The organism is Ruegeria sp. AF5, from assembly GCF_056541905.1.
In genome coordinates this window covers 489549-515955 of sequence record NZ_JBQFYZ010000002.1, presented here as the reverse complement: position 1 = coordinate 515955, position 26407 = coordinate 489549, and the positions used below count along the sequence as shown (strand labels likewise).

Sequence of the window (26407 nt, the reverse complement as noted above, 5' to 3'; positions counted from 1 at the left end):
GCAGAGAAACTTTAATGCCAACCCAAGACACGCAACGCATTCCAATTGGCGGATAGATGATGTCCATCGTTGAACAAAAGACACCAAAGTTGCGACGGGCGCTGACGACCCCGCTGCTCACGCTCTATGGGCTTGGAGTTACTGTTGGAGCCGGAATTTATGTGCTTGTTGGTGCGACGGCCTGGATTGCTGGCCCATTTGCCGCTGTTTCGTTCCTGATTGCTGCGCTTGTTGTTGCGCTGACTGCCCTGTCTTACGCAGAATTGGCAACCCGATATCCTGTGAGTGCGGGTGAAGCCGCTTATGTCGAAGCAGGGTTTCAGAAAAGCTGGATGGCCGTTCTGGTCGGTCTCGCGGTGGCCGCCTCAGGCATCATCTCGGCCTCGGCCGTGGCTATCGGGGCCGCGTCGTACCTTCAAACGCTTACAGGTTTAGGCATTTCAAGTCTGACAATCGGTGTTGTTCTGGTCATGGGGCTGATCGCCCTATGGGGGATCACGCAGTCGGTAATGGTGGCGGCAGTCATTACCATCATAGAAATCAGCGGGCTACTTGTCGTTATTGGTTGGGGCCTGTCCCTTCCTGAGCCTCAGGGCTATGCGCTCACCCAGATGGTTCCCGGGCTGGACCCAAACGCCTGGAGAGGGATTTTGGCCGCTTCGCTTCTGGCGTTTTTCGCCTTCGTGGGTTTCGAGGACATGGCAAATGTCGCTGAAGAAGTTAAAGACCCCGCCGGAACAATCCCGAAAGCGATCCTGTTGACGCTTATTCTAGCCACGGTCTTGTATCTTGGTACCTCCATGACTGTTCTGTATGTGGTGCCGATCGATGTCCTTTCGACGTCCGCCGCACCGCTGGCCCTGATTTTTACGGACGCGCCCGAGGTTATCCAGCAGGGGTTTTCGGCCATTGCCATCGTAGCCACAATCAATGGCGTTCTCATCCAGATGATCATGGCATCCCGCGTGATTTACGGGCTCGCGGATCGGGATCATTTGCCTAAGTTTCTGGCTAAGGTATCTCAGGTCACTCAGACACCAACGGTAGCGACAATCATGGTCACGGCGATAATCCTGTTGCTGACCCAAACGCTTCCAATCGCCATTCTGGCCGAGCGCACGTCGCAAATTGTTCTGGGGGTCTTTGTGCTGGTCAATCTTTCACTGATCCTTTTGAAGACCCGGGCTGAATTCGAAGAACCGCAGTTCCGCGTGCCACTTGTTGTTCCCCTCTTTGGGGTGGTGACCAGTTTGTTGCTTTTTGCGTCCGCGTTTCTGTAAGCCTGTATCATTGGGTCAAGGAAATCCTGCGATGCGATTTACGTGAACATGACCACTGACCAGCCTTCTACAGGAGCGCCGTTTTCTGCATGGTGGCATAGAACCTTTGTTGATCTGGCGCGACAGATGCGATGGTCCTACCTGCCACCGCTCATGGTCTACTTTGCCGCCGGGGTTTCTGGCCTGACATCGGTCGTCGGCGCCTTCTTTCTTAAGGACTACCTTAACCTATCCGCATCCTTTGTTGCGGGGCTGGCATTTTGGGCCGGGCTTCCCTGGATCCTGAAAATGCCGCTGGGTCATATCGTTGATCTGTTTTGGCGGTGGAAGTCATTGCTGATCCTATTGGGGGCGACCCTGATCACCTTGTCCCTGCTCACCATGTACGGGCTTGTGGCCTTTCCCGGACATATGGCTGATGTCATGCCGCTGGAACACTGGTATATCATTGCCCTGCTCTTGGCGCCTTCCGGCTATGCCATTCAGGATGTCGTCGCCGACGCGATGACGGTCGAGGCCGTTCCAAAGATCAACCCTGACGGGCAGCCGTTTTCGCCCGAGGAAACCCGTGCGCAGCATACAACAATGCAAACACTGGGCAGGATCGCCATTTTCTCGGGATTTGCAGCCGTAGCCGCGGTCAATATCTGGGTGTTCTCGGGAACCGAGGGCATGCAGAAATCAGACCGCCTTGCATTGTATGGCAACGTCTATCTGATCGCGCTTGTCATTCCCCTGTTGTCCGTCAGCGGTGTGGTTTTGCACGGTTTGATACAGCGTCAACGTCTTCGCCTAGGTCATCCCCCGCATACCCCTGACGAAAGCACCGAGGTTAAATGGCCAATCCTGCTGGGCGGTCTCGCCTTTGTTGTACTGAGTATCGTGTTGGGAACATCCAATTTCCAACTCGCCCAGGAAACTATTTTTTTAGTCTCACTGAGTGTGATCTTGTACCTGATGTCGCGCTTGGTGAAGGAACTGAACCCAAATCAGGCAAAGGCTCTGATTGGTACGGCGATAATCATTTTCGTGTTTCGTGCGGTTCCTTTGCCCGGGCCGGGGCTGACCTGGTTCGAAATCGACGAGTTGGGGTTTGACGAGCAGTTCCTGGCAATCCTGGCGCTTCTGACGTCCCTGCTTGCACTGGTCGGGCTCATCGTTCTGAGACCGTTTATGGCCAACCGCTCGATTGCGCAGGTCGTTATCATTCTGACCATCGCGTCGGGGGTCCTCGCCCTTCCCAACCTTGCGCTGTATTACGGCGTGCATGAATGGACATCTGCGCATACCGGCGGGATCGTAGACGCGAGGTTCATTGCAATCCTCGACACCGCAGTTGAATCCCCGCTGGGTCAAATCGCGATGGTTCCGATGCTGGCCTGGATCGCACGTAATGCTCCTGTGCATCTGAAGGCAACTTTCTTTGCCGTCATGGCGTCATTCACCAACATGGCCTTGTCGGCCAGCAGTTTGGCAACGAAATACATGAACCAGATTTTCGTGGTGTCGCGCGCGGTAACCGACCCGGAAACCGGTGTCGTCACATCGATTGCCGATTACGGCCAACTTGGACACCTGTTGATCGCCGTGGCCCTGATTTCTGTGATCGTTCCGTTGACGGTCGTATTCTTTGTTCAAAAATCGCCTTTCCAGACCAGTGATTGATCACTGGCTGACAGTTTCATTCAGCAAGGTTTTCAGGTGCAAAACCGGAACCCCGATGTTTGACCCCCCGAACTCTGGCAGGATCGCGGCGTTAATCGCGACCACCTCTCCCTTGCGGTTCAGGGCCGGCCCTCCGCTTCCTCCTGACGTTGTTTCCGCGTCATAAACGACTGCACCCGGGCTTGTCTGCGCCACAATTCCTCGGCTGGCGAGAGGTTGAACCTGGTTTTGCGCAGATAACCGTGCGGCGATCGTCCAGAAATTGACGGACCCGTCTTTTTCGAGCGTATTCAGAAACTCCGGCCCCGCCTGCGCAATTAATGATTTCAGGCCAGTAGGATACCCCAGCAGAAAGACTTCGTCACCGCTTCGTGGAAGATCTTCCGCCAGTGGCAATCCCAGCCCCTCGATACGGTTTGGATCAACCGACAAAAGTGCCAGATCAGCGGTTTCACTGAACCGGTCCAAAGTAGCCTCGATCGGATCGGTCTGACCTGGCAGATAGGCCAGCAACCGAAGCATCTCGGCCTCAAGACCTGCGTTTTTCAGTGCCTGAGCCTTGTCGCCGGATGTCCAGGGCAAGGCAACATGGCGGTTGGTGGCCAACCGCGGTGTACCCTCCAGCAGAAATCCGGTGCCTGTGAACTGGAACTCTGCGGGCTCACCTGTTGCCTCCGGTTCGATCCAGGGTTGACCGAAGGGTGTTTGCAACTTCTCTCCGTTTGGCCCCAACACATGGCGCAGCAGTTTACCGCTTTCGATATGACGTAATCCGTAGGCGCCCTGAATGAAAGCCACGGATTGAGTAGAGGCGGTGATAACCCGGGTGGACGCCCCCGCGCGCTGTTCAAGGGTACCCAACCGCTGCTCGGTTGATATCAGCTGGTTCTGAAAGGCATCCCTCAACGCCACAAGGTCTTCTGGAGTCAGCACATCTTCCCGCGTCTGGCTAAGCATGGCCGACACCGCTTCGATCTTGCGGGCTTCCTGTTGCAGGCTGTCGGCCAGTCTACGGTCGTTTTGATAAAGCAGGAACAGCAGACCTGCGATCAGCGCAATCGCTACAACCACCGTAATCCTGAAGAACATAGTGGTTTGAGAAACAAGCCTTCGCCCACTCTCACGCAGCGCACCCGACATTCTTTGGGCAAAGGGCCGGCGACTTGACCGCGCATAAGCATAGGCGTCACTCAGGATATCCTCGACCGTGTGACGAATGGGAAACCTCTGAGTACAAATGCGGTATCGGGAGATCGGCCCCAATTCGCCAAACTCGATCATGTCGCCGTGTTTCAGCGTTGCCGACACAATCTTGTGGCCATTGACCCAGATGTCTTGCCCCGCCAGCGCGTTGAGCACATAGCCCCCCTCGGACCACTGAAGCGTTGCGATATCTTCGTCATGGGGCGGTGTGTTGTCTTTCAGGCGCAGACCTAGAGCACGGCCTTCGCCAACAGAAACAGTCAATGCGCTGTCAACAAGCCAGGAAACCGTTCCACGGGACGGGCCGGTCAGGCTCTCCAGAAAGGCATGAACATCACCTGCGCAAGGCTCTTGGGGTGTACTCGTACCGGTCTGATCAATTTCCCGCATAGTTGGGCTCTGCTCAACAGTGATGGCGTCACTCTATCATAAGACGCCCGGAATCCTACCAATCGCGAGAGGGATGCCCAAAACCGGAAATATCCACTGGCACAAGTCAATTTGGTGGAACGTCCCGATACGACCCCCATGCCTGCCGGAGCAGGCCTTCACCGGAAATCGCCGTCTGACCTGAAAGTTCTGGAGCGGGTAGCGGGAATCGAACCCGCGCGTTCAGCTTGGGAAGCTGACAGGCTACCATTACATCATACCCGCCGCACCTCTGAGATATAACCAGAGTTCCCTGACGCGCAAGCCAGATCGTTTCAGCTCGCCCGGAAAATGTCACTCAGTCCGCGCACGAAGACTGTCGATCAGCGAGTCTTCAACATCCAAAGCCTGGATGGCCGCCTCAAGCGTACGGCTGTCCAGATGTTGCGGGTTCAGATCGACCCCTGCTGAAAACGCTTTGACAATGGCCTTCATGGCGCTGATGCGCGCATATCTTTTGTTATTGGCCGGTATTACGTGCCACGGCGCCAGATCGGTTGACGTCCGGGCCAACATTTCATCCACGGCGACCTCGGTAACATCCCATTTCTCGCGATTCCGGAAATCCTCGTACGTCAACTTCCAGCGCTTCAACGGGTTTCTTAGCCGTTCTGTAAACCGCTGCATCTGTTCATCTTCAGAGATGTGGAAGAACAGCTTGACGATCCGGGCACCATCGTCGACCAGCATGCGTTCGAAATCATTGATTTCCTGATAGGCAGCGCGCCAGCGCGTTTCCGGGGTCAGGTTCTCGATCCGCTCAACCAACACGCGCCCGTACCAGCTGCGGTCAAATGCGGATATCGCTCCGGACGGTGGCAAACGTTCCCAAAACCGCAGCAGGTAATGCCGGTTGAGGTAGTAGTTCCTGGGTGCCCCAATTGGCCAGACCTTAAAGCTGCGCGGGTCCAGAGCCTGGCTGATCCTGCGAATGGTTCCCCCCTTGCCAGCCGCATCCCAACCCTCGAACACCAGCACACCCTTGAGCCCGTGAAACAGATACGCTTGTTGAATCCTGGCCAGCTTGGCCTGAAGATCAATCAGTTGCTCGAAATACTCCTTTTTGCCCAACCGCTTGGTCAGATCCGCTTCTGAGAGTTTCGGGGGGTGATGTTTACGCATGGTGCCACCTGATCGTTGCGTCCCGGATCAGGATATCCTGAACCCTTGCGCAAAATCGACATTGATCAGGGTCAAACGAAAAAGGCCGGGCACAGTGCCCGGCCTTAGCTGTCTTTGTTGATGCAATCAGGCGCGGCGACGACGGCCACCGCCGCGACGACCACCGGCTGCGCCACCGGCCTCGTCAGGTGATTTGTTGAACCTGATCCACTCCCCACCATGCGGGTCGTTGTTGGTCAGCAGGTTGGCGGCGCGGATGGCCTCCATCTCCTTACCGGCGCGCGGCTTGGTGGAGCCCAGGCCAAACATCTGAACGAACGCCTCGTCATCCATACCTTCCGGCAGAATGATGCCAGCTGCGGCAAGGGCTTCTTTTTTCTCGGCAATTTTTGCCTGCGTCACTGGCAGAGCCACCGGGTTCATAATCGCCGAGGTCATGCCGGCACCCATTGCCATCGGCAGGAAGGCATTGTTGATGCCGTGGCGGTTCGGCAGGCCGAACGAGATGTTGGATGCACCACAGGTGGTGTTCACACCCAGTTCCTCGCGCAGGCGGCGAACCAGAGCAAACACCTGCTGACCAGCTGTTGCCATCGCGCCAATCGGCATGACCAGCGGGTCAACAACGATGTCATGCGCAGGGATGCCGAAATCAGCGGCACGTTCAACGATCTTTTTGGCCACTTCGAAACGGACATCGGGGTCTTCCGAGATGCCTGTGTCGTCGTTCGAGATTGCCACAACAGGAACATTGTATTTTTTGACCAGCGGCAGAACCAGTTCCAGACGCTCTTCCTCACCTGTGACCGAGTTCAGCAGAGGGCGACCTTCCGCCGCCTCAAGACCCGCTTCCAGAGCACCGGGAACCGACGAGTCGATACACAGCGGAACTTCAACCAGCCCCTGCACCAGCTCAACGATCTTGCGCATAAGCGGCGGTTCGGTCTCGTTCGGGTTTGGGTTCGAGTTGTAGACGACGCCCGCATTGATATCCAGAACGGTTGCGCCCGCCATCACCTGTGCCAGCGCATCTTTCTCGACGGTCGAGAAATCGCCTGCTTCCAGTTCGGCCGCCAGCTTTTTCCGACCGGTCGGGTTGATCCGCTCTCCGATCACGCAGAACGGTTCATCAAAGCCCAGAACGGCAGTTTTTGTTTTTGATTCTAAGACTGTACGGGTCATGTCCGTTCCTTAGGAGTTTGCAGGCTGCGCCGAGGCACCGCCATTATTGATCGCCCAGTTGGCGTTGGTTTTGATCCCGCCCAGCGGGAAGAAGTGCACGTTGGTGATGTTGAAATCCGGGTTGGCCGCTTTGTAGTTGGCCAATTCAGTCACAACATCGTTCGGTTCATAGGGCAACAGAAGCTTCGACACATCCATGGCGCGCTTTTGCAGAACTTTCAGCGACGGGCCGACGCCGCAAGCAATTGCGAACTTGATCAGGGTCTGCAGTTTGGCCGGACCGGCGATACCAATGTGGATGGGCAGGTCGATACCTGCCTCTTTCAGACCATCCGCCCAGGCGATGATCGGCTTGGCATCGAAGGCAAACTGAGTTGCTAGGGCCATCTCGGCATCCGTGGTTTCGTTGAATTTCTGTTTCCAGCGCAGGGCGTCATCGACGTTCTTGGTGGACCCATCGGGATCGATGTCCTTGTTACCCTCGGGGTGACCGGCAACATGAAGACGCTTGAACCCTGCCTTGTCGAACAGACCGGTTTCCATCAGCTGCATGGAACTGTCGAAATCGCCATGCGGTTTTGTCACACCACCGGCCAGCAACAGCGCCTGCTCGACGCCCGCCTCGCCCTGGTACATCGAGATCCAGTTTTCCAACGTCGCCGCATCTTTGATGATCCGCGCCGGGAAGTGGGGCATGACAGGATAGCCTTCGGCCGCAATCCGCTTGGCTGTCTTGACCATGTCTTCAATCGGGGTGCCTTCGATATGGGCAATGTAGACGCGTGTGCCTTCGGGCAGCAGCGCGCGGAAATCCTCGACCTTTTCGGCGGTCCGCGGCATGACCTCGATCGAATAGCCTTGCAGGAAGGCTTCGACGGTCGGGTTCACAGGGCTGTTTTCGACCACATCACGTTTCTTGAAGTTCAGCAAAGCCATTGAGGCCTCCCATTAAGATCCGGGCTTATGCCCAACCGTCATTTGCGATCAGCGCTTTAATGCGGTCCTGATCGTATTCCTTTTCCAGACGCAGGGCTTCGGCCTCGGCTACTTCTGCCGGGTCGCCATCAACCGCAAAAGGCTCGGCCTTGCGCCATTCGGCCAGATAGGCATCACTGTCCTTGGCGTTTACCTTCATGGCGGCGCGGTCGATGGCTTGCTCGAACCGTTCTTCCAATTGCCGCTTCGCGCCGCGACGGCCTTTGCCGACGATGACCTGAGCGGGAATGTCGCGCCAGTACACGATGGTGACGTCAGGCATTACTGTGATTCCTCCTAACCCGATGGGCCGGTTCTAAACTTCAATGTGGGGATGGGTCGGTCGGTTTTCGACACCCGGCGCTTTTCAAGCGACGTTTTCGCCCACGGTGGCGTGGCGGGGTTTTAACCCGTCTCGCGACGAAAACGCATACCAAAATTCTCATTGTCACTATGAGAGCGCTGCATAATGAACAAAAAGCCCCGGACGGCATGACCCGCCCGAGGCTTGATTCAGCGCGTCTTGCCAGGGTTAACCGACCAGCCCGCCGTCTAGACGAGTAACCGCAATGATGGCTGAACGTGGAACCGAGTTACCACCGTCGGGCCAGTGGCTGTTGCCGTCTTCACCGGGGTGCTGAATACCAACAAACATGGTGCGGCGATCCGGCGACCAGCTGAGCCCAGTGATCTCACACTCGTTCGGGCCAACCAGAAAACGACGGATTTCACCGGTAACCGGGTCGCCTGCCAGCATCTGGTTGTTCCCCTGCCCTTCGAAGTCGCCCTCGTTGCTGTATTTGCCGTCGGTCTGGATCCACAGCAGGCCGTTGCTGTCAAACTTCAGCCCATCGGGCGAGTTGAACATGTTGTCGGCGTTGACATTATCCGAGCCGCCATAAGCATCCTGATGCACGGTCGGGTTTCCGGCCAGTACATACAGGTCCCATTCAAACCCCGATGCGCCATGATCACCGCCTTCAGGACGCCAGCGCACGATCTGACCGTATTTGTTCGCATCGCGCGGATTCGGCCCGTTGACCGAAGTGTCGTCGCCACCGGCATTCGGTTTCACACCGCGGTTCTTGTTGTTGGTCAGGCAGCAATAGACCTCGGGCGCGTTCGGATTGGCCGCAACCCATTCCGGGCGGTCCATAGTGGTCGCGCCCACGGCCGACGCTGCCTGTCGCGTATGGATGCAGATTTCGGCCTGCGACGTCATACCAGTTGTTTCGGGGGTCAGGTCCAGCCACTCACCAGTCCCGTCGTCGTTGAACTTTGCAACCGACAACGTACCGTTCTCAAGCAGCGCATTCGTATCCACACCAGCGGCATAAACACCTTCCGAGACGAAGCGATACAGGAACTCGCCCCGTTCATCATCGCCCATGTAGACGACGACGCGACCGTCATTGTTCACAATGGCCTCGGCGTTTTCATGCTTGAACCGACCAAGCGCGGTCAGCTTGCGAGGCGTCGAGGCCGGATCGGTTGGGTCGATTTCGACAACATAGCCTGCGCGGTTCGGCTCGTTGGGGTTTTTCGAGACATCGAAACGCTCGTCAATTCCGGCCCATCCGTATCCCCAGTCTTTGGACGAAACGCCATAGCGCTGAAGTTCGGCGCTGACTTCATGGTTTTCGTCTTCAGCCGAGAAGTAGCCGTTGAAATTCTCTTCACAGGCCAAATACGTCCCCCATGGGGTCATGCCGTTGCCACAGTTGTTCCAGGTGCCCTTAGAGGTGGTGCCTGTCGGATCAGCGGCAGTTTTCAACAGATCATGGCCCGCGGCAGGGCCCGTCAGTGACATGTCTGTCTGCGGCGTGATGCGGCGGTTATACGGGCTATCCTTAACAATGCCCCACTTGCCATCGGTAGCTGCAATCTCGACCACCGTCACACCATGCGCCATCATGCCTTTGGCAACATCGTCATCCGAGGCGGCCTTGGCGTCCGGGTTGTTTCCCCAAAGGATATCGCGATTGGTGTATTCGTTGTTTACGACCAGCAGAACGTGACCCTCGTGCAGAAACACATCCTGACCGTCGGTGTTATCACCGAATGCACGTTCCTGACTGGCGGCAGTTCCACGGGTGGCCGGATCGAATTCGGGCGCATCAGACCAAAGCGGATCACCCCAGCGCACCATCACCTCGGCCTGGTAGCCCGGCGGCACGATGACGTCATCGGCAGTTGACGCCGGAATCGCCTCGAACGCAAAGCGATCTGCGGCTGCACGTACACCAGTCGGAAGCAGCGCCCCACCCAACGCCGTGAAACTTCCCATCGCCAATACGCCGCCCAGAAACCCACGACGTGATAAGGCACGCTCAACGACGCGGTCAAACTCACATACCTCTGGGCGCGGATTCACCACTTCATCGAATTCGTCAAAGGTCAGGACACGTTCATCTTTCATGGCAGGCTCCGTCTGCGGCTAATTGCGATCAAGAATCCCTCAACCGGGATCAAAGTTCAAATCGCACCTCAGTATGAACGGCGTGTGACATCCAGACTAAATTCGAAATGGAAATCGCTTGCACGTCGGCGATGCGCCGCCTAGGGTCAAATCAACTCGAAAATCGGAGGGCGTTACGATGGCGCCCAAGCGTCCCAAAGGTGCGGGCGCGTTCCCGCAAGCGGTCGAAAGCCCCGCGCCGGCAAGACCCGATCCGGATGCCCTGTATGCGGCTCTGGATTTGGGAACAAATAGTTGCCGCATGTTGATAGCCCAGCCCAAGGGCAGCGGGTTTCATGTGGTTGACAGCTTCTCCAAGTCCGTGCAGCTGGGCGCGGGTCTGGAACGCACCGGACGTCTGTCGCGGGCGTCGATGGCACGCACCGTTCAAGCGCTGCGAATCTGTCAGCAAAAGCTGAAACGGAACAAAGTGAAACGGATGCGTCTGATCGCAACCGAGGCCTGCCGCCGCGCCAAGAATTCCCGCGAATTCATCCGACAGGTCAAACGCGAAACCGGGCTGACGCTTGAAATCATCCAACCCGAAGAAGAAGCCCGTTTGGCGGTGATTTCCTGCGCCCCGCTGGTGTCCACCAAGACCGAACAGCTGTTGGTTGTCGATATTGGCGGCGGTTCGACCGAGCTGGTCTGGATCGACATTTCGTCTGTCCCTCGCCGTGACCGCCCGGCTGCGATCATGCGTTTGCATAACGGATTTCACACGGTCGACAGCCCTTTTCCGGCTGCAAAAGTCGTGGACTGGATCAGCGTGCCGCTGGGTGTTGCCACGTTGCGGGATCAGTTCAATGACGTCGAAAACGACGCCGCGCGGTTTGCGTTAATGAGCTGGTTTTTCGAAGAAAACCTGGCCGATTTCGCACCTTACAAAGATGAACAAACCCGTGAAGGTTTTCAGATCGTCGGCACCAGCGGAACTGTCACTACGGTTGCGGCATCGCATCTGGGGCTCAAGCGGTATGACCGGACCAAAGTTGACGGGCTGCGTATGACCAGTGACCAGATTGACAAAGTGATACGCGGGTATTTAGAACTCGGCCCTCATGGGCGCCGCCGGGATCCTCGGATTGGTGAAGACCGGCAGGCCCTGATCATGTCCGGCTCGGCCATTTTGCAGGCATTGTTGCGCTGTTGGCCCACTGATCGCCTTTCCGTGGCAGATCGGGGGCTGCGCGAGGGCCTGCTTTATGCACAGATGAGCGCGGACGGGGTACTGGAAGACGGACCGTTCTGATGGCGAAGACACCAACTGGCAAAAACAACTCGGGGCGCGGGCAACGTGACCTGAAGGTAAAGGTAAAAACCGCTCGTGGTCGCAAGCTGAGTTCGACCCGCTGGCTCGAACGGCAATTGAACGACCCGTATGTCAAGCGCGCCCAGACCGAAGGATACCGTGGGCGGGCCGCGTATAAGATCATGGAACTTGACGACAAGTTCCGCTTTCTCGTACCCGGAGCACGGGTTGTTGATCTGGGATGCGCACCCGGTGGCTGGTGCCAGGTTGCAGTCAAACGGGTAAACGCGCTTGGTGAAAAATCGGGGAAACGGATCGGAACGGTGCTGGGCATCGACTTGCAGGAAGTGGAACCGGTTGCGGGTGCCGATACCCATGTTCTGGACTTCATGGAGGATAACGCCGACCAGAAGGTCAAAGACTGGCTGGGTGGCAAGGCGGATGTGGTAATGTCGGATATGGCCGCGGCGTCCTCGGGTCACAAGCAGACCGACCATCTGCGGATCATCGCGCTGTGTGAAACTGCGGCCCATTTCGCCTTTGACGTGCTGGAAGAAGGTGGCACATTTGTAGCCAAGGTTCTTGCTGGCGGCGCCGAGGGCGATTTGCAAAAACTTCTGAAGCAGAAATTTCAGAAAGTGGCGCATGTGAAACCGCCCGCATCCCGTTCGGACAGCTCCGAGAAATTCGTTATAGCAACCGGGTTTCGCGGCTGAACTTAATCTTTCAAACGGATACGGTTTCCGGTCAGACGTTGTTCACGCAACGACGTGGCCGCCATACCCTGCAACATCAGAGTATCCCCGTGCGAAACATATACAGGCTCGCGATTGCGCAGCTCTTCAATGCGCTGCGCCAGCGTAGCAGGGTTCGGCCCGGTTGCTTTCTGTCTTGTTGACTCAGTGGACATGCATCACCTCAAAACAACAGTTCTGAAATGCTGTTAGCGTAAAATCTTGCCGTGAAGATGGAACAAATCGGGCAAGCCTGTGCCGGATCAGGGGCCCAGTTGTTGCAACAATTGCAGCAAGGCCGGGTCATCGGGCAACCTGATCAAGGCTTCGCGTAAGGCGATACGTGCGGCTTCCGGGCCGCGATTGATCTGTGCCAGCTGTACCACCATGGGCCACGCTTCGGCGCGTTGAGGGTCCAGCGCTACAACCTCGCGAAAGGCCCGTTCGGCGGCCGGGGCGTTGCGCAGCGTCAACGCCATGCCCCCTAGAACCAGATGCGTTTCAGGGGCATCCAGCCTGTTCGAGATCGCCGCCTGCCACTCGGCCATCCCCTGCCCGGCCAGACCCTGTTGCTGAGGTGTCAGAGCTTGAGGAGGGATACTCAGAAATTCCTTGGCGGCGGCTATGCGAACGTTGCGAAAAGGATCAGACAAAAGGGGCTCTAACCTTTGGGCACGATCCGTTGGGCTCGCCTGACGCTGCAAGGCTGCTGCATTTGCGCGTATCAGCGGATCGTCTTCCTGCAACAGTGGCGCTGTATGCGCGGCAACCTCGGGCGAGCTGAAGGGTTGCAGCAAATACGCCGCTGTTGCGCGCACGATAGCGGGTTGCGAGGGATTCATTGCGACAGCAATCAAACCCTCTGGCGTATTCAACTGACCATCGGCAGCAGCTTTGAATACCGTACCAAAATGCGCCCCTCGATTGGCTGTGTCAGGAAACCACCCTTTGATCCGGCTGGCAGCCCAGGCCTGATCCTTATTCTGGTGGCAATCAGTGCAGGCATCAGCCCCTAATCCCAGATCCGGTCGCGGCACGCGAAAGCTGTGATCCCGGCGACCGTCCACACCCATATATGTGCGTTCGATCATGTGGCAGCTTTTACACTGGGCCCCCGCGCTATCCATGACGTGATGATGGTGATTGGGTGTATCGTATTCCCTTTTCGCTAGCGTCGGGAAATCTGGGTTTCCGGCCGTGGAATGACATTGCGTGCAAATACCGTTGCCTTCGGTCTTCAACTGCGCGCTATGTGCCTCGTGGCAGTTCATGCATCCGACCCCTCGGGCATACATTTTAGATTGCAGGAATGAGCCGTAAACGTAGACCTCATCCAGTATCTGCCCGTCCGGATGATACGAACCGGACCGCAACACAGCCAGGTTATAGGCATCATGATACGGGGTTCCCGGCAAAGGGTTTCCGTTGCCATGCGCCTCGCGCCGCGAATGACACCCTGCGCATTGCTGGATCTCGGTCTCGGTCTGGCCCTTGCCCCAGCTCATCGAGAAGCCTCTATCACTCAGCCCCTCGGCAACGCCCTGCCCTTTGGTCCAATCGATATGTGCCGAACCCGGTCCATGGCAGGCTTCGCAGCCAACACCAATCTCGGCCTGTTGGGAAGAGTATGTTCTGGATTGCGCGACGTAGTTCTTTTCAAACCCTGTGGCGTGACATTCGGCGCAGCGCGCGTTCCAGTTCTTGTAAGGGCCCGTCCAGTGCAGCCCGTCTTCTGGCGGCAGATCCTGATCGGGGTATAAGTGATACCAGCGCTTCTGCTCGGTATCCCAAACCACATCAAAACTTTGCAACCGCCCCGGTTCGGTTTCAAACAGATATTGCTGCAGAGGCGTGATCCCGACAACGGAATGCACATCATATGCCGTCGTCGCACCGTCTTTTTCCGTTACACGAGCTGTGAACCTGTCTGTCTGTCTTTCAAATTCAACTGTCATCCCGTTCTGTACGAACCGGGTTCCATCGAAATCGGCGTCCAGATGACCGTCGCCGACTTCCGTCCAGGCCAAGGCATGATGAGACGAAGCCCAGGCCTCAGCCTCGTGCTGATGGCAGTCCGAACATTGATCCGAGCCGACATACTCCGGTGACTGCGCCAGCCCTTCACTTGCGAAGATCAAGCAAGCCGCCAGAATGGCAAATCTCATTCCACATCTCCTTCGCCAGCGTTTCGCAGGTCGATCAACGCGCCATTGTATTCGGCGCCAAGGATCAGCATTGCAGAGCACAGATACAGGAAGATCAGCGCGGCCATTGCCCCGGCCAAACCGGCATATGTGGCACTGTAGGTGGCAAACTGGCTGATATAGACCGAAAACGCCCATCCACCGGCTGCCCACAAAACCAATGTCAAAATGACACCAGGCAGGATTTGGGTCAGGCTGTGCCTTCGGGTTGGCAGAATTAGATGTGCCAGCAGGACGGTGCCGGCCGGGATGGCCACAGTAAACGTCCAGCGCAGGCGATCTACGGACAGCCAGTCCGCAACCTGAGCTTCGGTATGCTCTGCCACCAGTTTCGTGTAGACCGGCAGAACCACCTCGACCGTTGCAATAACAAGGATTGCCGAACCGCCAAGGATAACCAGGACCAGACACAAAAGCCGGGTTTTCCAAAAAGGCCAACTGTCCTGATCGTGATAGGCCTGATTCATCGCTGCGCGTACTGCGGCAACCCCGTTGGAGGCAAAGTAGATCGCAAGCAGGCCACCCAGCGTAATTACGCCCGACCCCGCCCCAGCCAGAACCGCACGCAATTCGGCCACGATCGGGTCCGCAACATCCTTGGGCCACGCCCCGAACAGCAGATCAATCAACTCATCAGTGACATAGTCCTGCGACAATGCCCCGGCCAGCGCCACGGTGAACAACACAAAGGGAAACAGGGCCATCATCAGCGACATGGCGACGTGGCTGCTCATGACAGGTCCGTTTTTCCTGACGAACCGGCGAAGTGCCAGCCACAGTGCCTGAAGCGGGCGGCCAAACGGGGGAATCGTGGGCTTTGTCATCCTGCAACCCTAACCTGCAGAAATAAAACACAGAACCCGTCATCGGTATCAAAGTGACAAATGCCGATCTGCAAACGGCTGACTGCATTGCTAAAAACGGATTGCAGGTGCAGGATTGGATAAAGCGGGGCGATCACCAGCCTGCGTAAGAACAGATAAACAGGATACTGAATGATCCCGGATCAGGAAGATTTCACGGCTCGCCCCAAGCTAAAACTGTCTGTTGTCCGCGACACCTGCATTATCGCGACGCTGATAGTGTTGGGGCTTTATGCCGGGGCGAACTTCCTGATCCCACTTGCCATGGCGCTGCTGGTCAATGTTCTGATCATTGCGCTGAGCGACCGCGTTACCGCGCTGACCCGTGCTCCGGTCTGGTTGGCCAATATCGCCGGAGTGACCGTGGTTCTGGTGGGATTGTTCATGATCATGTACGTGCTGGGCAGTCAGGCAACGCAGTTTGCTCGGTCCGTCAGCACGTACGAAAACCAGTTCGACGGGGCGGTTGAGCGCATAACCGGTCTTGTCGGCAACGATGTCACCACTTTCATCCGCGACAATCTGGTCAGCATCGACATGACCTATGTCGCACGCCTGTTGCTGGGCAGCGCTACGTCCCTGCTAAACCAGTTCTTTCTGATCAGCCTCTATGTCGCGTTTCTGATGGCCGAGCGTCTGGCCTTTCGCAAGAAAATTCAACTTGCGGCTGGCGACCCCCAAACCGGCGCAGATTTTGCGACCATGCTTGATGCCATATCGATCAGCCTGCAACGATATGTTGGGGTAAAGACGCTGATCAGCCTGATCACAGCGGGCATCAGTTATTTTGTATTCAGGGTTCTTGGTTTGGAATATGCGGAAACCTGGGCCGTTTTGACCTTTGCTCTGAACTTCATACCCTCGATCGGGTCGATCATAGCGGTGTTTTTCCCAGCCATGATCGCGCTTGTTCAGTTTGATACGATCGTACCGTTTCTGATTATCTTGTTTGGGTGCGGCACCCTTCAATTCCTGATCGGTAACTTCCTTGATCCGGCCATGCTGGGACGTTCGCTGAACATGTCGACATTCCTAGTTATTCTGGCATTGACCTTTTGGACAACTGTCTGGGGCCTGATCGGCGCTTTCCTAAGCGTGCCACTGACGGTCTGCATCCTGATCGTGTTCAGCCACATCCCCGCTTTGCGCCCGGTTGCAATCCTGATGTCTCTGGACGGTCAATTGGGCGAGGAGGACAGTCAGGCGCGTGCGAAAAACTGAACCACGGCGTGGCGTAGGCTTAAGTTCGTCGGGTGCCGTACGCAGCGGCCAGCCTGTCCGCGTATATTGGACCGCATGCCGGTGTCGCTACCCGAAACCTCAGGTCTGACAACTGGCTATCAATGCGCCCCGATCCAGCAGTCGAACCCGGCCATACCCCAGTTCGATTAACCCCAAATCCACAAGCCGGTGAAGGTTCCTGTGCAAAGTCGGCTGCGATACAGCAATCATCGCCGCCAGATCGTCTTGGGAAACATCAATCCAGCCCTCGGTTTTCGAGGTTCCTTCGTCCAAGTGAAGCAACCGCAAAACCAGCCGCTTTTCCGTTCCCGTCACGGCCAGATTTGCCATGATGCGCAAAGCGGTCCGCATATTCTCATGCGTCAACGCATAGAAATCCCGGATGTAGTCAGGATTGTTCTGAATCAACCGCGAGATGCTCAGGTTAGGGAAAAACAAGGCTTGAGTGGCTTGCGTCGTGACAACACTGACCAGACGCAGTGCACCAGCAAACAACGCAAGATCGCCGATCCAGAACCCAGCGCCATCGCGGTGCAAAACGAACTCCTGACCATCGTCCGCTGGGGCCGTTATCTGCACACCACCGCTGAGAATCGCGTAGATTCCATTTGCCGGATCACCGTAGTGGTACAGCGTCTCTCCCGCCTCTACCGATTTCGGTATGCCAAGGGCTGCCAAATCGGCCTGAAACTCTGACGAGCGTTCACTGAACCATCCGGTGTTTCGTAATAGCTTCAGATTATTCATTTTGTCTCACATTTGTACTTTGCGATATAATCATATGATGAGTTTCCGACGCAAGAAGTAACCTATGCTAATGGTGTTCGATTCCTGCTACCAAAGATTTTCAATATGGGAATCAACACTTTGCTGCCGCGTTGTTCATGCATTTGAACGCCGGGTGATTCATTTCCTTTGGGGTCGCCAAGATCCTCTCAGATCAGGAGCAAACCATGTTACCTCCACGTTCGCTATCCGGCACCTGGCGCAGTAACTTGCGCCGACTTGCCGTGGTAACCGCCACGTTGACACTGGCCATACCCGCCTGGGCGCAGAACCAGAAACCGAATATCCTTGTGATCTGGGGCGACGATGTTGGTCAGTCCAACATCTCGGCCTACACGCGGGGTCTGATGGGGTATCAGACACCCAATATCGACCGCATCGCCGAAGAAGGCATGATGTTCACGGATTACTACGGTGAACAGTCGTGCACGGCCGGGCGATCATCTTTCATCATGGGGCAATCCGTTTTCCGTACGGGCCTGTCCAAAGTTGGCCTGCCCGGCGCTGAGGAAGGCATGCAGATCGAAGACCCGACCATTGCGGGCCTTCTGAAAGCGGAAGGCTACGCCACGGGTCAGTTCGGAAAAAACCACCTGGGCGACCGGGATGAACATCTGCCGACAAACCACGGTTTTGACGAATTTTTTGGCAACCTCTACCATCTCAACGCCGAGGAAGAGCCGGAAAACATCGACTATCCCAATGATGCTGTTCTGCCCGATGGCAGAACCTTCCGACAAGCTTTTGGCCCGCGCGGTGTAATCAAGTCGACAGCGGGTGGTGAGATCGAGGATACCGGCCCGCTGACCAAGAAGCGCATGGAAACGGTCGACGATGAAACCGCGGCGGCTGCGATTGAATTCATCCGCAAACAAGAGGAAAGCGGCACACCGTGGTTCGTCTGGTGGTCAGGTACCCGGATGCATTTCCGCACGCATGTTTCCGAAGAGAAATGGACAAAAGCAAATGAAATCGTCGGCAAGCAGGTAGATGAGTATACGGCTGGCATGATCGAACACGATATGCATATCGGTGACTTCCTGACTGCGCTGGACGAGCTGGGCATTGCCGACAAAACCATCGTGTTTTACTCGACTGACAATGGTCCGCACATGAATACGTGGCCAGATGCCGCGATGACCCCGTTCTGGGGTGAGAAAAACACCCAATGGGAAGGTGCATGGCGCGTACCTGCCATGGTTCGGTGGCCCGGCAAAATTGCCGAAGGCGCTGTGTCGAACGAGATCGTGCACCATATGGATTGGTTGCCGACATTCCTGGCGGCGGCTGGCAACGAAACCGTGAAAGAAGATCTTCTGGAAGGTGTCACCGTGACCGAAGTTGGCGGCGGGCGTGACTACCGCGTGCACCTGGATGGTTACAACATCCTGCCGTTGCTGACCGGCGAAACAGACGAGAGCCCGCGCAGGGAAATCTTCTATTTCACGGACGATGGTGACCTTGCGGCACTGCGCTTCGGTGATTGGAAAATCACCTTCCTGGAACAGAAGGCATGGGCGACCTTGCGCGCCTGGATGGAGCCTCTGACCCCTCTGCGTGTGCCATTGATCGCCAACTTGCGACGCGACCCATACGAGCGTGGCTATCGCACATCGAATACCTACTATGACTGGATGCTCGACCGTGCCTACATGCTGGTACCTGCGCAGGCCTATGTCGCGCAGTTCCTTGAAACCTTCAAGGAATACCCACCCCGACAGGAAGCGGCGAGCTTCAGCCTCGACAAGGTGATGGAGAAGTTGACGTCTCCTCCGGGCGCACCGTGAACCTGGCTGATTGATCCAAGACACAGCAAAGCCGGAGTCCCGATACCGGGGCCCCGGCGCTTCTCATTGGCAGTTGAAAATTGAGGAATAATCCGTGCGTCTGTTTTTGATATTGTGCAGTGTGCTAGGAGCGACGGTCGCCATTGCTGACCCCTTGCCCTCTTGGAACAATCTAGAATCCAAAGAGAAAATCGTTTCGTTTGTTGACGAAGTAACTGACCCTGCCTCAGCTCATTACGTGACGCCGGATGATCGGATCGCCGTATTCGACAATGACGGAACGCTTTGGGCCGAACAGCCTGTGTATTTCCAGTTTGTTTTTGCCATGGACCGACTGGCCGATCTGGCCGATCAGGACCCGTCGATCCTGACAACGCCTGCACTGGAAGCTGCTGCAAAGGGTGATCTTGCGGCCGTTCTTGAAGGCGGGCATGAGGCACTTATCGAAGTTGTCAACGCCTCGCATTCGGGCACCAGCGTCGATGACTTTCAGGCAGGTGTTGCGCAATGGCTGGAAACCGAACGCCACCCGGGCACCGGCCTGCCCTATGACCAGATGACCTATCAGCCGATGGTCGAGTTGCTGCGTTACTTGCGTGATGAGGGTTTCAAGACCTACATCGTATCCGGCGGCGGCATTCATTTCATGCGCGCCTTTGCCGAGGATGCGTATGGTATCCCACCGGAACAGATATTGGGGAGTTATGCAGACAGCACCTATAAGGTGATCGACGGCAACCCGACGATCATCAAGGCACCGGGGTTAGCCTTCATTGACGACAAGGAAGGCAAGCCGATCAACATCGAACGTACGATTGGCAGACGCCCGATTCTGGCCGCAGGCAACTCGGACGGAGATTTCGCTATGCTGGATTGGACAACGTCGGGTGATGGCCCGCGTCTGGGAATTCTGATCCACCACACGGACGCGGAACGCGAATGGGCCTATGACCGCGAAAGCCCGATAGGAAAGCTGGCAGACGGGCTGGATCAGGGTTCTGACAAGGGATGGATCATTGTCGATATGGCGCAAGACTGGTCACGCATCTACACTGGGGCAAACTGAACGGCCCGAAAGATGTAAGACCCCATGTGGACAGCGCTGGTATCTATCTTTGTATTCACGTTGTACGTGGCTGCATTTGTGTTTTCGATCCGAGCAGCACAAACCGCGCGAACACCGCAAGGTGCAGTTGGGTGGGTGGTCTTTCTGGTATCAGCACCTTTCCTGGCGGTGCCGTTGTATCTTTTTCTGGGACACCATCGCTTTCACGGATATCGCATCGCGCGCCAGAAAAGTGAGCGAGTCGTTGAAGGGATCAAAACCTTTGCCGATTACTCAAGGCCCGATCCCTCGTCTATGTCGATCAATCCGCGCCCGTTCGAGTTTCTGGCGCATCTTCCTGTGTCCAGCGGAAACGGTGCCCGGCTGCTGGTTGACGGGCACGCCACATTCGACGCCATTTTCGACGCCATCGACAAGGCGAAGAACTATATCCTCATTCAGTTCTACATCATCAGAGACGACGAACTGGGCCGCAAACTGCAATCCAAGCTGATCGAGGCGACGAAGCGTGGGGTTCACGTCCGTTTCATGACCGATGCAGTCGGCAGTTATGGTTTGCCGCGCGCGTATCTGGATACCATGCGTGAAGCCGGGATTGATGTCGCCGACCCTCGTCAACAACGCGGCCCGAATTTTCGGTTTCAGCTGAATTACCGAAACCACCGCAAAACCGTCATTATCGATGGCGAGACAGGCTTTATCGGTGGCCACAATGTTGGCGAGGAATATCTGGGCAAGCATCCGCATTTCGGCCACTGGCGCGACACTCACATCATGATGTCCGGTCATGTCGTCCGGCAATTGCAGCTTATCTTCACCGAAGACTGGCATTGGGCACATAACGAAGACCTGATTGATGAACTTGACTGGGCGGGCAGTGAATCCGAACAGAACATGAATGCCCTGCTGGTTGCGACCGGGCCCGGAGACGAAACCGAAACTGGCGCCATGATGTTCTTTGCGGCAATCGCCGAGGCAAAAGAACGGTTGTGGATTGCGTCGCCTTACTTCGTACCCGACATCGATGTCATGACAGCCCTGCAACATGCCGCGATGCGCGGTGTGGATGTGCGCATCCTTGTTCCTGACATGATCGACCATCGCCTGCCCTGGCTGGCCGCGTTTGCCTATTTCGATGAAATCCGCGACTGCGGCGTGCGCGTGTTCCGCTATACTGGTGGGTTCATGCATCAAAAGGCGTTCGTTGTCGACGAGACGCTGGCCGCTGTGGGAACAACAAACCTCGACAACCGATCCTTCCGCCTGAACTTCGAAGCCATGGCGCTGTTCTTTGATGCCCGGGCCGCGCAGGCCGTCGACCAGATGCTGCAAGAAGATTTCGAAACCAGTTACGAATTGACCCGCAGGTTGAGTCAACAACCGGCCCACATCCGCTTTGGTGCGCCGCTGGCGCGGTTGTTTGCTCCGATCCTTTAGGAAAAGAACCTCTCCTGAAAGACGCGTGTCATCAGTGCGACCAAGTACGCGGTCGACAATCCAAACGCCAACAGCCCGGTGACCGAGGCAAACGAGCCGAAAATGCGCAGCCCTTCACCCAAAACGATGTCGCCGTATCCGAGCGTCGTAAACGTCACCAACGAGAAATAAATGGCCGAATTCCAGTCCGGCAAAACATTCAGCAATACCCAGACGATAGCCCAGATCCAGACCTGAATGGTGTGCGTTGCGATAATGAAGCCCAAGGCAACGGCAATTGGCCCCGCGGTTGCCACAAACACCCCGCGTGTGACCCATTTTTTGTCCATCTTGATTATGGACATCGTGCACCAGGTCAGAAAGAGAATCTCGATCAGGATACAGATACCCAGAAAGGTACTGCCCCAAACGATCTGATGCAGCAACGTCATGTATTTACACCCTGATTTTCGGCCAAGAACTGTCAAGGCACAATGACCTTTCAAAACGCAAGGCACAACCCCGCCACCGGATAAGGTAGCCTGCGGCGAAAGGAACCGGAGTAAGGTCTGCACTGGACAGTTGGGAAGTCCAACGCACATCCTCTGCAAAAAGGGCGCTTCATGCTGTTGATCATCGACCGAGTTCAGAAAACTTACCCCGGCGGGCGGCCCGTTCTGCGCGACGTGTCTCTGACACTGGATCAGGGACAAACGCTTGCACTGACCGGTGAAAGCGGCAGTGGAAAAAGCACTTTGCTGAACCTGGCCGCCGCCCTGGACAGTTTCGACGGTGGAGAAATCACGCTGGATGGCACGCCGCTATCCCCTTTAGATGATGCGGGCCGGGCCGAGTTGCGGCGCAGTAAGGTTTCGCTGGTGTTCCAGCAGTTCAACCTGATCCCATCGCTGACCGTGGGGCAAAACCTGTCCTTTCATGCCCGCCTTGCAGGTACAGAGGATGTCAATTGGTCTGGGCAACTGGCCGAACGGCTTGGGCTTTTGGATTTGCTGGACCGCTACCCCGAAAGCTTGTCGGGCGGACAGCAACAGCGGGTGGCCATCGGACGCGCCATGGCAGCGCGCCCGAAACTGTTGCTGGCGGACGAGCCGACGGGCAATCTTGACGAAACCGCCAGCGCCAAAGTGCTGGACCTGATGCTGTCACTTGTTTCTGATACTGGCGCGGCTTTACTGCTGGTGACGCATTCCCCGCAGATCGCGGCCCGTCTGGACACGCACCTACGCCTGAGCGGCGGGTGCATCCAATGACATTGGCCGTCGTCCAGGCCCTGCTGTCCCATTGGCGGGTGCACCGGTTGCAACTGGCAACACTGCTAATCGGTATCGCCTTGGCAACTGGTCTGTGGTCCGCTGTTCAGGCCATCAACGCCGAGGCCCGCGCCAGCTATTCCCGTGCCAACGCCCAGCTGGCACTTGGGCAGTTTGACGAGTTGCGCGATCCAGCCGGTTTCATCCCCATGTCCCGCTATGTCGATCTGCGTCGCGCGGGATGGCAGGTGGCCGCCGTACTGGAAGGCCCTTATCGGGTCGCTGGACGTACGTTGCGTTTGATGGGCGTGGATATGGTGGCCTATCCCGCCTTGCCCGCAATTACCGAGGCCCAGCAAAGCGGTGCGCCGCCCGAACCGGCGGACATATTGACTGCTCCGGGTCGCCTGCTGGTTTCGACTGAGTTGGAGCCCTTGTTGCGCGATCAGGACACTCTGCCCCCGGTTCTCAGTACCTCAGCGCTGCCGCCGGATGTGATCCTGACGGATATCGGCGTTGCCGAACGTCTTCTGAATCAGCCCGGTGCAATCTCGCGGCTCATTATCCTGCCTGATCAACCCCGCGGGCTTCAGCCCCTGACCGCGATCGCGCCAGAGCTGGAACGCATCAGCCCCTCACAAAAGATCGACACTGCTCAGCTGACCGACAGTTTTCACCTGAACCTGTCAGCCTTTGGATTGCTGTCCTTTGCGGTCGGCCTTTTTATCGTGAATGGCACGGTCGGGCTGGCCTTTGCACAACGCAGAGGCATCATCCGTTCGCTGCGGGCACTGGGTGTCTCGATGCGATTACTGGTCTGGCTGATCCTTGCTGAACTGACTTTTCTGGCCCTGATCGGTGGGCTCGTCGGGTTGCTTTTGGGCTTCTTTCTGGCCGGAGCACTTCTACCCGATGTCGCGGCCACGTTGCGTGGCCTTTACGACGCACCAGTAACAGGGCAACTGACGCTGCAATTGCAGTGGGTTTTGGCAGGGATCGCCATGGCAGTCTTCGGCACATTGCTGGCCAGCGGCCACGCATTATGGCGCCTGTCGCGCATGCCCCTGCTGGCAAGTCCGGGCGTTCAAGCGTGGCGGGGCGACCCCCGCGCGCGCCATCTTGCAGCGGCATTGGGATTGGTCATGATCCTGGGTGGCGTTTTGGCTTATGTCAGTTTCGGGGGGCTGATCGCCGGGTTTGCCCTGTTGGCTGGCTTGCTGACCGGTGCAGCGCTGCTGCTGCCTGCGCTTTTGTCTGTAATGCTTTCACTCTGCGCCCGCGCGGCGCGGGGCCCTGTTACGCAATGGGTCTGGGCAGATATGCGGGCACAACTGCCCGGGTTGTCACTTGCCCTGATGGCCCTGTTACTGGCTTTGGCAGCGAATGTCGGCGTAGGCACGATGGTGTCCAGCTTCCGGCTGACATTCGTCGGGTGGCTTGACCAGCGCCTGACGTCAGAACTCTACCTGACTGCCAGCGACGACGATCAGGGGCAGGAGATTACCGACTGGCTGCGCCCTCAGGTCGAAGCTATTCTGCCAATCCGAAATGTGGAATTGTCGCACGAGACGGGGCCTTTGTTTCTTTACGGTGTAGTAGATGATCCGGTCTATCGGCAGAACTGGCCAGTGATCACCTCAAGCCCGAATGCATGGGATGACGTCATGGCCGGACGTGCGGTTCTGATCAACGAGCAACTGGCGCGACGTGCCGATCTCTGGCCCGGCGGTGCTTTGGCCTTATCGCCGGACCACATCCTGACCATCGCCGGGGTCTATTCGGATTATGGGAATCCGACCGGGCAAGCCATGGTCTCGATGGACCAACTGAACCGGATCGCTCCGGGTACGGAGGCCCGCCGCTTTGGCATTCGTCTAAACCCCGAAAACGCAACCGAAATGGCGCAAACCTTAAGGGAACGGTTCAACCTTCCACGTCAGGCTGTCGTACAGCAAGCTGCAATGAAGGCGCAGTCGCTGTCGATATTTGAGAAGACTTTTGTCGTGACCTCGGCCTTGAATGTGCTGACCCTCGGCGTGGCGGGATTTGCCATTCTCACCAGTCTGCTGACCCTGTGGACCCAGCGCCTGCCACAGATCGCACCGGTCTGGGCGCTGGGGCTGAACAGGGCGCAACTTGCAGGGCTGGAACTGTTGCGCAGCCTATTGCTGGCGGCATTGACCGCCTGTCTGGCGTTGCCACTTGGGCTTGTTCTGGCATGGGTTCTGCTGACGGTGATCAACGTTCAGGCTTTTGGTTGGCGCCTGCCGATGTTCGTCTTCCCCTGGGATTGGCTGTGGCTGTTTCTACTGACCCTTCTTGCTGCCCTGCTTGCCGCCGCCCTGCCCGCGCTACGGATGCTGCGCCTGCCACCCGCCGATCTGCTGAAAGTGTTCGCCAATGAACGTTAGGACCCTACTAATCCTGCTTATGTGGCTCTACCCGATACCGCTTTGGGCGCAGGGCTATGCAGGTCTAGGCGGAACCGCTGAAGGTTTTGAAGTGCCGGCAGCCGGGTTTGAATTTGATTTCCCAAAGGATCACGGCCCCCACCCGGCCTACCGCATCGAATGGTGGTATCTGACCGCCAATCTCCAAGGGGACGACGGCCTGGACTATGGCATTCAATGGACCCTGTTCCGGTCAGCCCTGAAACCCTATGACAGCGACGGGTGGCAAAGTCCGCAACTTTGGATGGGTCATGCTGCTGTCACGACCCCCAAGGATCATTTTTTTACCGAGCGATTGTCACGCGGGGGGATTGGCCAGGCCGGTGTAACCGCACAACCGTTTGAGGCCTGGATTGATGAATGGCGCATGGCCGGATCGGATTTGGACAGCCTGTCACTGACGGCCAATGGTGATGAATTCGGCTATGATCTTTCACTGACTGCGCAAGGGCCATTGGTATTTCACGGCGACGCGGGCTATTCGGTTAAATCCGCCGATAGACAGGCAAGTTACTATTACTCGCAGCCCTTTTACACAGTCGAAGGCGTGCTGCATTTGCCGGATAGTGAAGTCCGTGTAACCGGTCAGGGCTGGCTGGATCGGGAATGGTCCTCACAACCCTTGGCGGCAGATCAGAGGGGTTGGGATTGGTTCTCGCTCAGCTTTGAGGGCGGCGATAAGCTGATGGCTTTTCGCCTGCGCGGGGACCGAAGCGACTTCACTTCGGCCACCTGGATCAATTCAGACGGCAGTACTGAGGCCATCCCCAACGGCTCAATCAGCCTTTTGCCGCTGAGTACCGATGAGGTCGCCGGACGCAATATCCCGACACACTGGCACGTCAATCTTGCGGACCGGGGCATAGATATTCAGGTCTCAGCCCTGACACCTGATGCGTGGATGGGGACCAGTTTCGAATACTGGGAAGGTCCTGTCACCGTAACCGGCAGCCATGAAGGCGTTGGCTATCTTGAGATGACAGGCTACTGAACCCACCCGATATTTGTTCACGACCAGCGAC

Annotated in this window: 22 protein-coding genes and 1 tRNA gene; 11 read left to right on the top strand and 12 right to left on the bottom strand. The window is 56.9% G+C overall.

The genetic code is table 11. From position 1 onward, the window contains the following. Window positions 1-59: 59 nt before the first annotated feature. Window positions 60-1280, top strand: a complete 1221-nt coding sequence (locus ACR0DS_RS06040; RefSeq protein ID WP_480557877.1) for an APC family permease — start codon at window positions 60-62, stop codon at window positions 1278-1280. A 48-nt stretch (window positions 1281-1328) separates the two neighbouring features. After that, window positions 1329-2945, top strand: a complete 1617-nt coding sequence (locus tag ACR0DS_RS06035; protein ID WP_480557879.1) for an MFS transporter — start codon at window positions 1329-1331, stop codon at window positions 2943-2945. Here ACR0DS_RS06035 and ACR0DS_RS06030 read toward each other — a convergent pair whose 3' ends face one another. The 7 genes from ACR0DS_RS06030 to ACR0DS_RS06000 all read right to left on the bottom strand — a co-directional run bounded on the left by ACR0DS_RS06030 (window position 2946) and on the right by ACR0DS_RS06000 (window position 10275). Further along, window positions 2946-4538: a trypsin-like peptidase domain-containing protein gene (locus ACR0DS_RS06030; RefSeq protein WP_480557881.1), complete on the bottom strand. Its 1593-nt coding sequence runs from the start codon at window positions 4536-4538 to the stop codon at window positions 2946-2948. Between the two features lie 190 nt (window positions 4539-4728). Further along, window positions 4729-4802 (bottom strand) — tRNA-Gly (locus ACR0DS_RS06025). A 69-nt stretch (window positions 4803-4871) separates the two neighbouring features. After that, entirely contained in the window at window positions 4872-5699 is an 828-nt protein-coding gene (locus tag ACR0DS_RS06020) for a polyphosphate kinase 2 family protein (protein WP_480557883.1), read from the bottom strand. Window positions 5700-5825: 126 nt separating this feature from the next. Beyond that, entirely contained in the window at window positions 5826-6881 is a 1056-nt protein-coding gene (locus ACR0DS_RS06015; protein ID WP_480557885.1) for a methyltetrahydrofolate cobalamin methyltransferase, read from the bottom strand. Between the two features lie 9 nt (window positions 6882-6890). Next, window positions 6891-7817 (bottom strand): methylenetetrahydrofolate reductase, encoded by a 927-nt coding sequence (locus ACR0DS_RS06010; RefSeq protein WP_480493115.1) that lies wholly within the window; start codon window positions 7815-7817, stop codon window positions 6891-6893. Between the two features lie 25 nt (window positions 7818-7842). Next, window positions 7843-8139, bottom strand: a complete 297-nt coding sequence (locus tag ACR0DS_RS06005; RefSeq protein WP_209503861.1) for a virulence factor — start codon at window positions 8137-8139, stop codon at window positions 7843-7845. A 249-nt stretch (window positions 8140-8388) separates the two neighbouring features. Beyond that, the gene (locus ACR0DS_RS06000; protein ID WP_480537916.1) at window positions 8389-10275 is read right to left on the bottom strand and encodes a PhoX family protein; all 1887 of its coding nucleotides are present in this window, start codon (window positions 10273-10275) and stop codon (window positions 8389-8391) included. A gap of 178 nt (window positions 10276-10453) precedes the next feature. Here ACR0DS_RS06000 and ACR0DS_RS05995 point away from each other — a divergent pair, with 178 nt between their 5' ends. After that, entirely contained in the window at window positions 10454-11566 is a 1113-nt protein-coding gene (locus ACR0DS_RS05995; protein ID WP_267365936.1) for a Ppx/GppA phosphatase family protein, read from the top strand. Then, window positions 11566-12282, top strand: a complete 717-nt coding sequence (locus ACR0DS_RS05990) for an RlmE family RNA methyltransferase (protein WP_480557888.1) — start codon at window positions 11566-11568, stop codon at window positions 12280-12282. Before ACR0DS_RS05995 ends, ACR0DS_RS05990 begins: the two co-directional genes overlap by 1 nt. A gap of 2 nt (window positions 12283-12284) precedes the next feature. Here ACR0DS_RS05990 and ACR0DS_RS05985 read toward each other — a convergent pair whose 3' ends face one another. The 3 genes from ACR0DS_RS05985 to ACR0DS_RS05975 form a co-directional block, all read right to left on the bottom strand. Continuing rightward, complete coding sequence (locus ACR0DS_RS05985) at window positions 12285-12476, bottom strand: hypothetical protein (protein ID WP_480557890.1); 192 nt, start codon at window positions 12474-12476, stop codon at window positions 12285-12287. Between the two features lie 87 nt (window positions 12477-12563). Further along, window positions 12564-14465, bottom strand: coding sequence for a tetratricopeptide repeat protein (locus ACR0DS_RS05980; RefSeq protein WP_480557892.1), 1902 nt, complete (start codon window positions 14463-14465; stop codon window positions 12564-12566). Further along, the gene (locus ACR0DS_RS05975; RefSeq protein ID WP_480557894.1) at window positions 14462-15328 is read right to left on the bottom strand and encodes a YihY/virulence factor BrkB family protein; all 867 of its coding nucleotides are present in this window, start codon (window positions 15326-15328) and stop codon (window positions 14462-14464) included. Before ACR0DS_RS05975 ends, ACR0DS_RS05980 begins: the two co-directional genes overlap by 4 nt. Window positions 15329-15499: 171 nt before the next feature. Here ACR0DS_RS05975 and ACR0DS_RS05970 point away from each other — a divergent pair, with 171 nt between their 5' ends. Next, a complete protein-coding gene (locus ACR0DS_RS05970; RefSeq protein ID WP_480557896.1) occupies window positions 15500-16588 on the top strand; it encodes an AI-2E family transporter in 1089 nt (362 codons plus the stop codon). A 99-nt stretch (window positions 16589-16687) separates the two neighbouring features. On the opposite strand, the gene ACR0DS_RS05965 is transcribed toward ACR0DS_RS05970, so the two are convergent. Next, window positions 16688-17356: a Crp/Fnr family transcriptional regulator gene (locus ACR0DS_RS05965; RefSeq protein WP_480480825.1), complete on the bottom strand. Its 669-nt coding sequence runs from the start codon at window positions 17354-17356 to the stop codon at window positions 16688-16690. 206 nt (window positions 17357-17562) lie between these two features. Between ACR0DS_RS05965 and ACR0DS_RS05960 the strand changes: the two genes are divergently transcribed. From ACR0DS_RS05960 to cls, 3 genes are all read left to right on the top strand, one after another. After that, a complete protein-coding gene (locus ACR0DS_RS05960; RefSeq protein ID WP_480557898.1) occupies window positions 17563-19182 on the top strand; it encodes an arylsulfatase in 1620 nt (539 codons plus the stop codon). A gap of 94 nt (window positions 19183-19276) precedes the next feature. Next, on the top strand, window positions 19277-20248 hold the full coding sequence (locus ACR0DS_RS05955) for an HAD family hydrolase (protein WP_480557900.1): 972 nt from the start codon (window positions 19277-19279) through the stop codon (window positions 20246-20248). Window positions 20249-20272: 24 nt separating this feature from the next. Then, window positions 20273-21685 (top strand): cardiolipin synthase, encoded by a 1413-nt coding sequence (gene cls / locus ACR0DS_RS05950; RefSeq protein WP_480557902.1) that lies wholly within the window; start codon window positions 20273-20275, stop codon window positions 21683-21685. Here cls and ACR0DS_RS05945 read toward each other — a convergent pair. Then, window positions 21682-22116 (bottom strand): ion channel, encoded by a 435-nt coding sequence (locus ACR0DS_RS05945; protein WP_209596371.1) that lies wholly within the window; start codon window positions 22114-22116, stop codon window positions 21682-21684. The genes cls and ACR0DS_RS05945 overlap by 4 nt on opposite strands. 171 nt (window positions 22117-22287) lie before the next feature. On the opposite strand from ACR0DS_RS05945, the gene ACR0DS_RS05940 reads away from it, so the two are divergent. Genes ACR0DS_RS05940 through ACR0DS_RS05930 form a run of 3 tightly spaced genes read left to right on the top strand, consistent with a single transcriptional unit; the run spans window position 22288 to window position 26376 of the window. Then, window positions 22288-22935 (top strand): ABC transporter ATP-binding protein, encoded by a 648-nt coding sequence (locus ACR0DS_RS05940; protein WP_480480817.1) that lies wholly within the window; start codon window positions 22288-22290, stop codon window positions 22933-22935. After that, window positions 22932-25346 (top strand): FtsX-like permease family protein, encoded by a 2415-nt coding sequence (locus ACR0DS_RS05935; RefSeq protein ID WP_480557904.1) that lies wholly within the window; start codon window positions 22932-22934, stop codon window positions 25344-25346. The genes ACR0DS_RS05940 and ACR0DS_RS05935 overlap by 4 nt, the downstream gene beginning before the upstream one ends. Then, a complete protein-coding gene (locus tag ACR0DS_RS05930; protein WP_480557906.1) occupies window positions 25336-26376 on the top strand; it encodes a lipocalin-like domain-containing protein in 1041 nt (346 codons plus the stop codon). Before ACR0DS_RS05935 ends, ACR0DS_RS05930 begins: the two co-directional genes overlap by 11 nt. The last annotated feature ends 31 nt before the right edge of the window (window positions 26377-26407 follow it).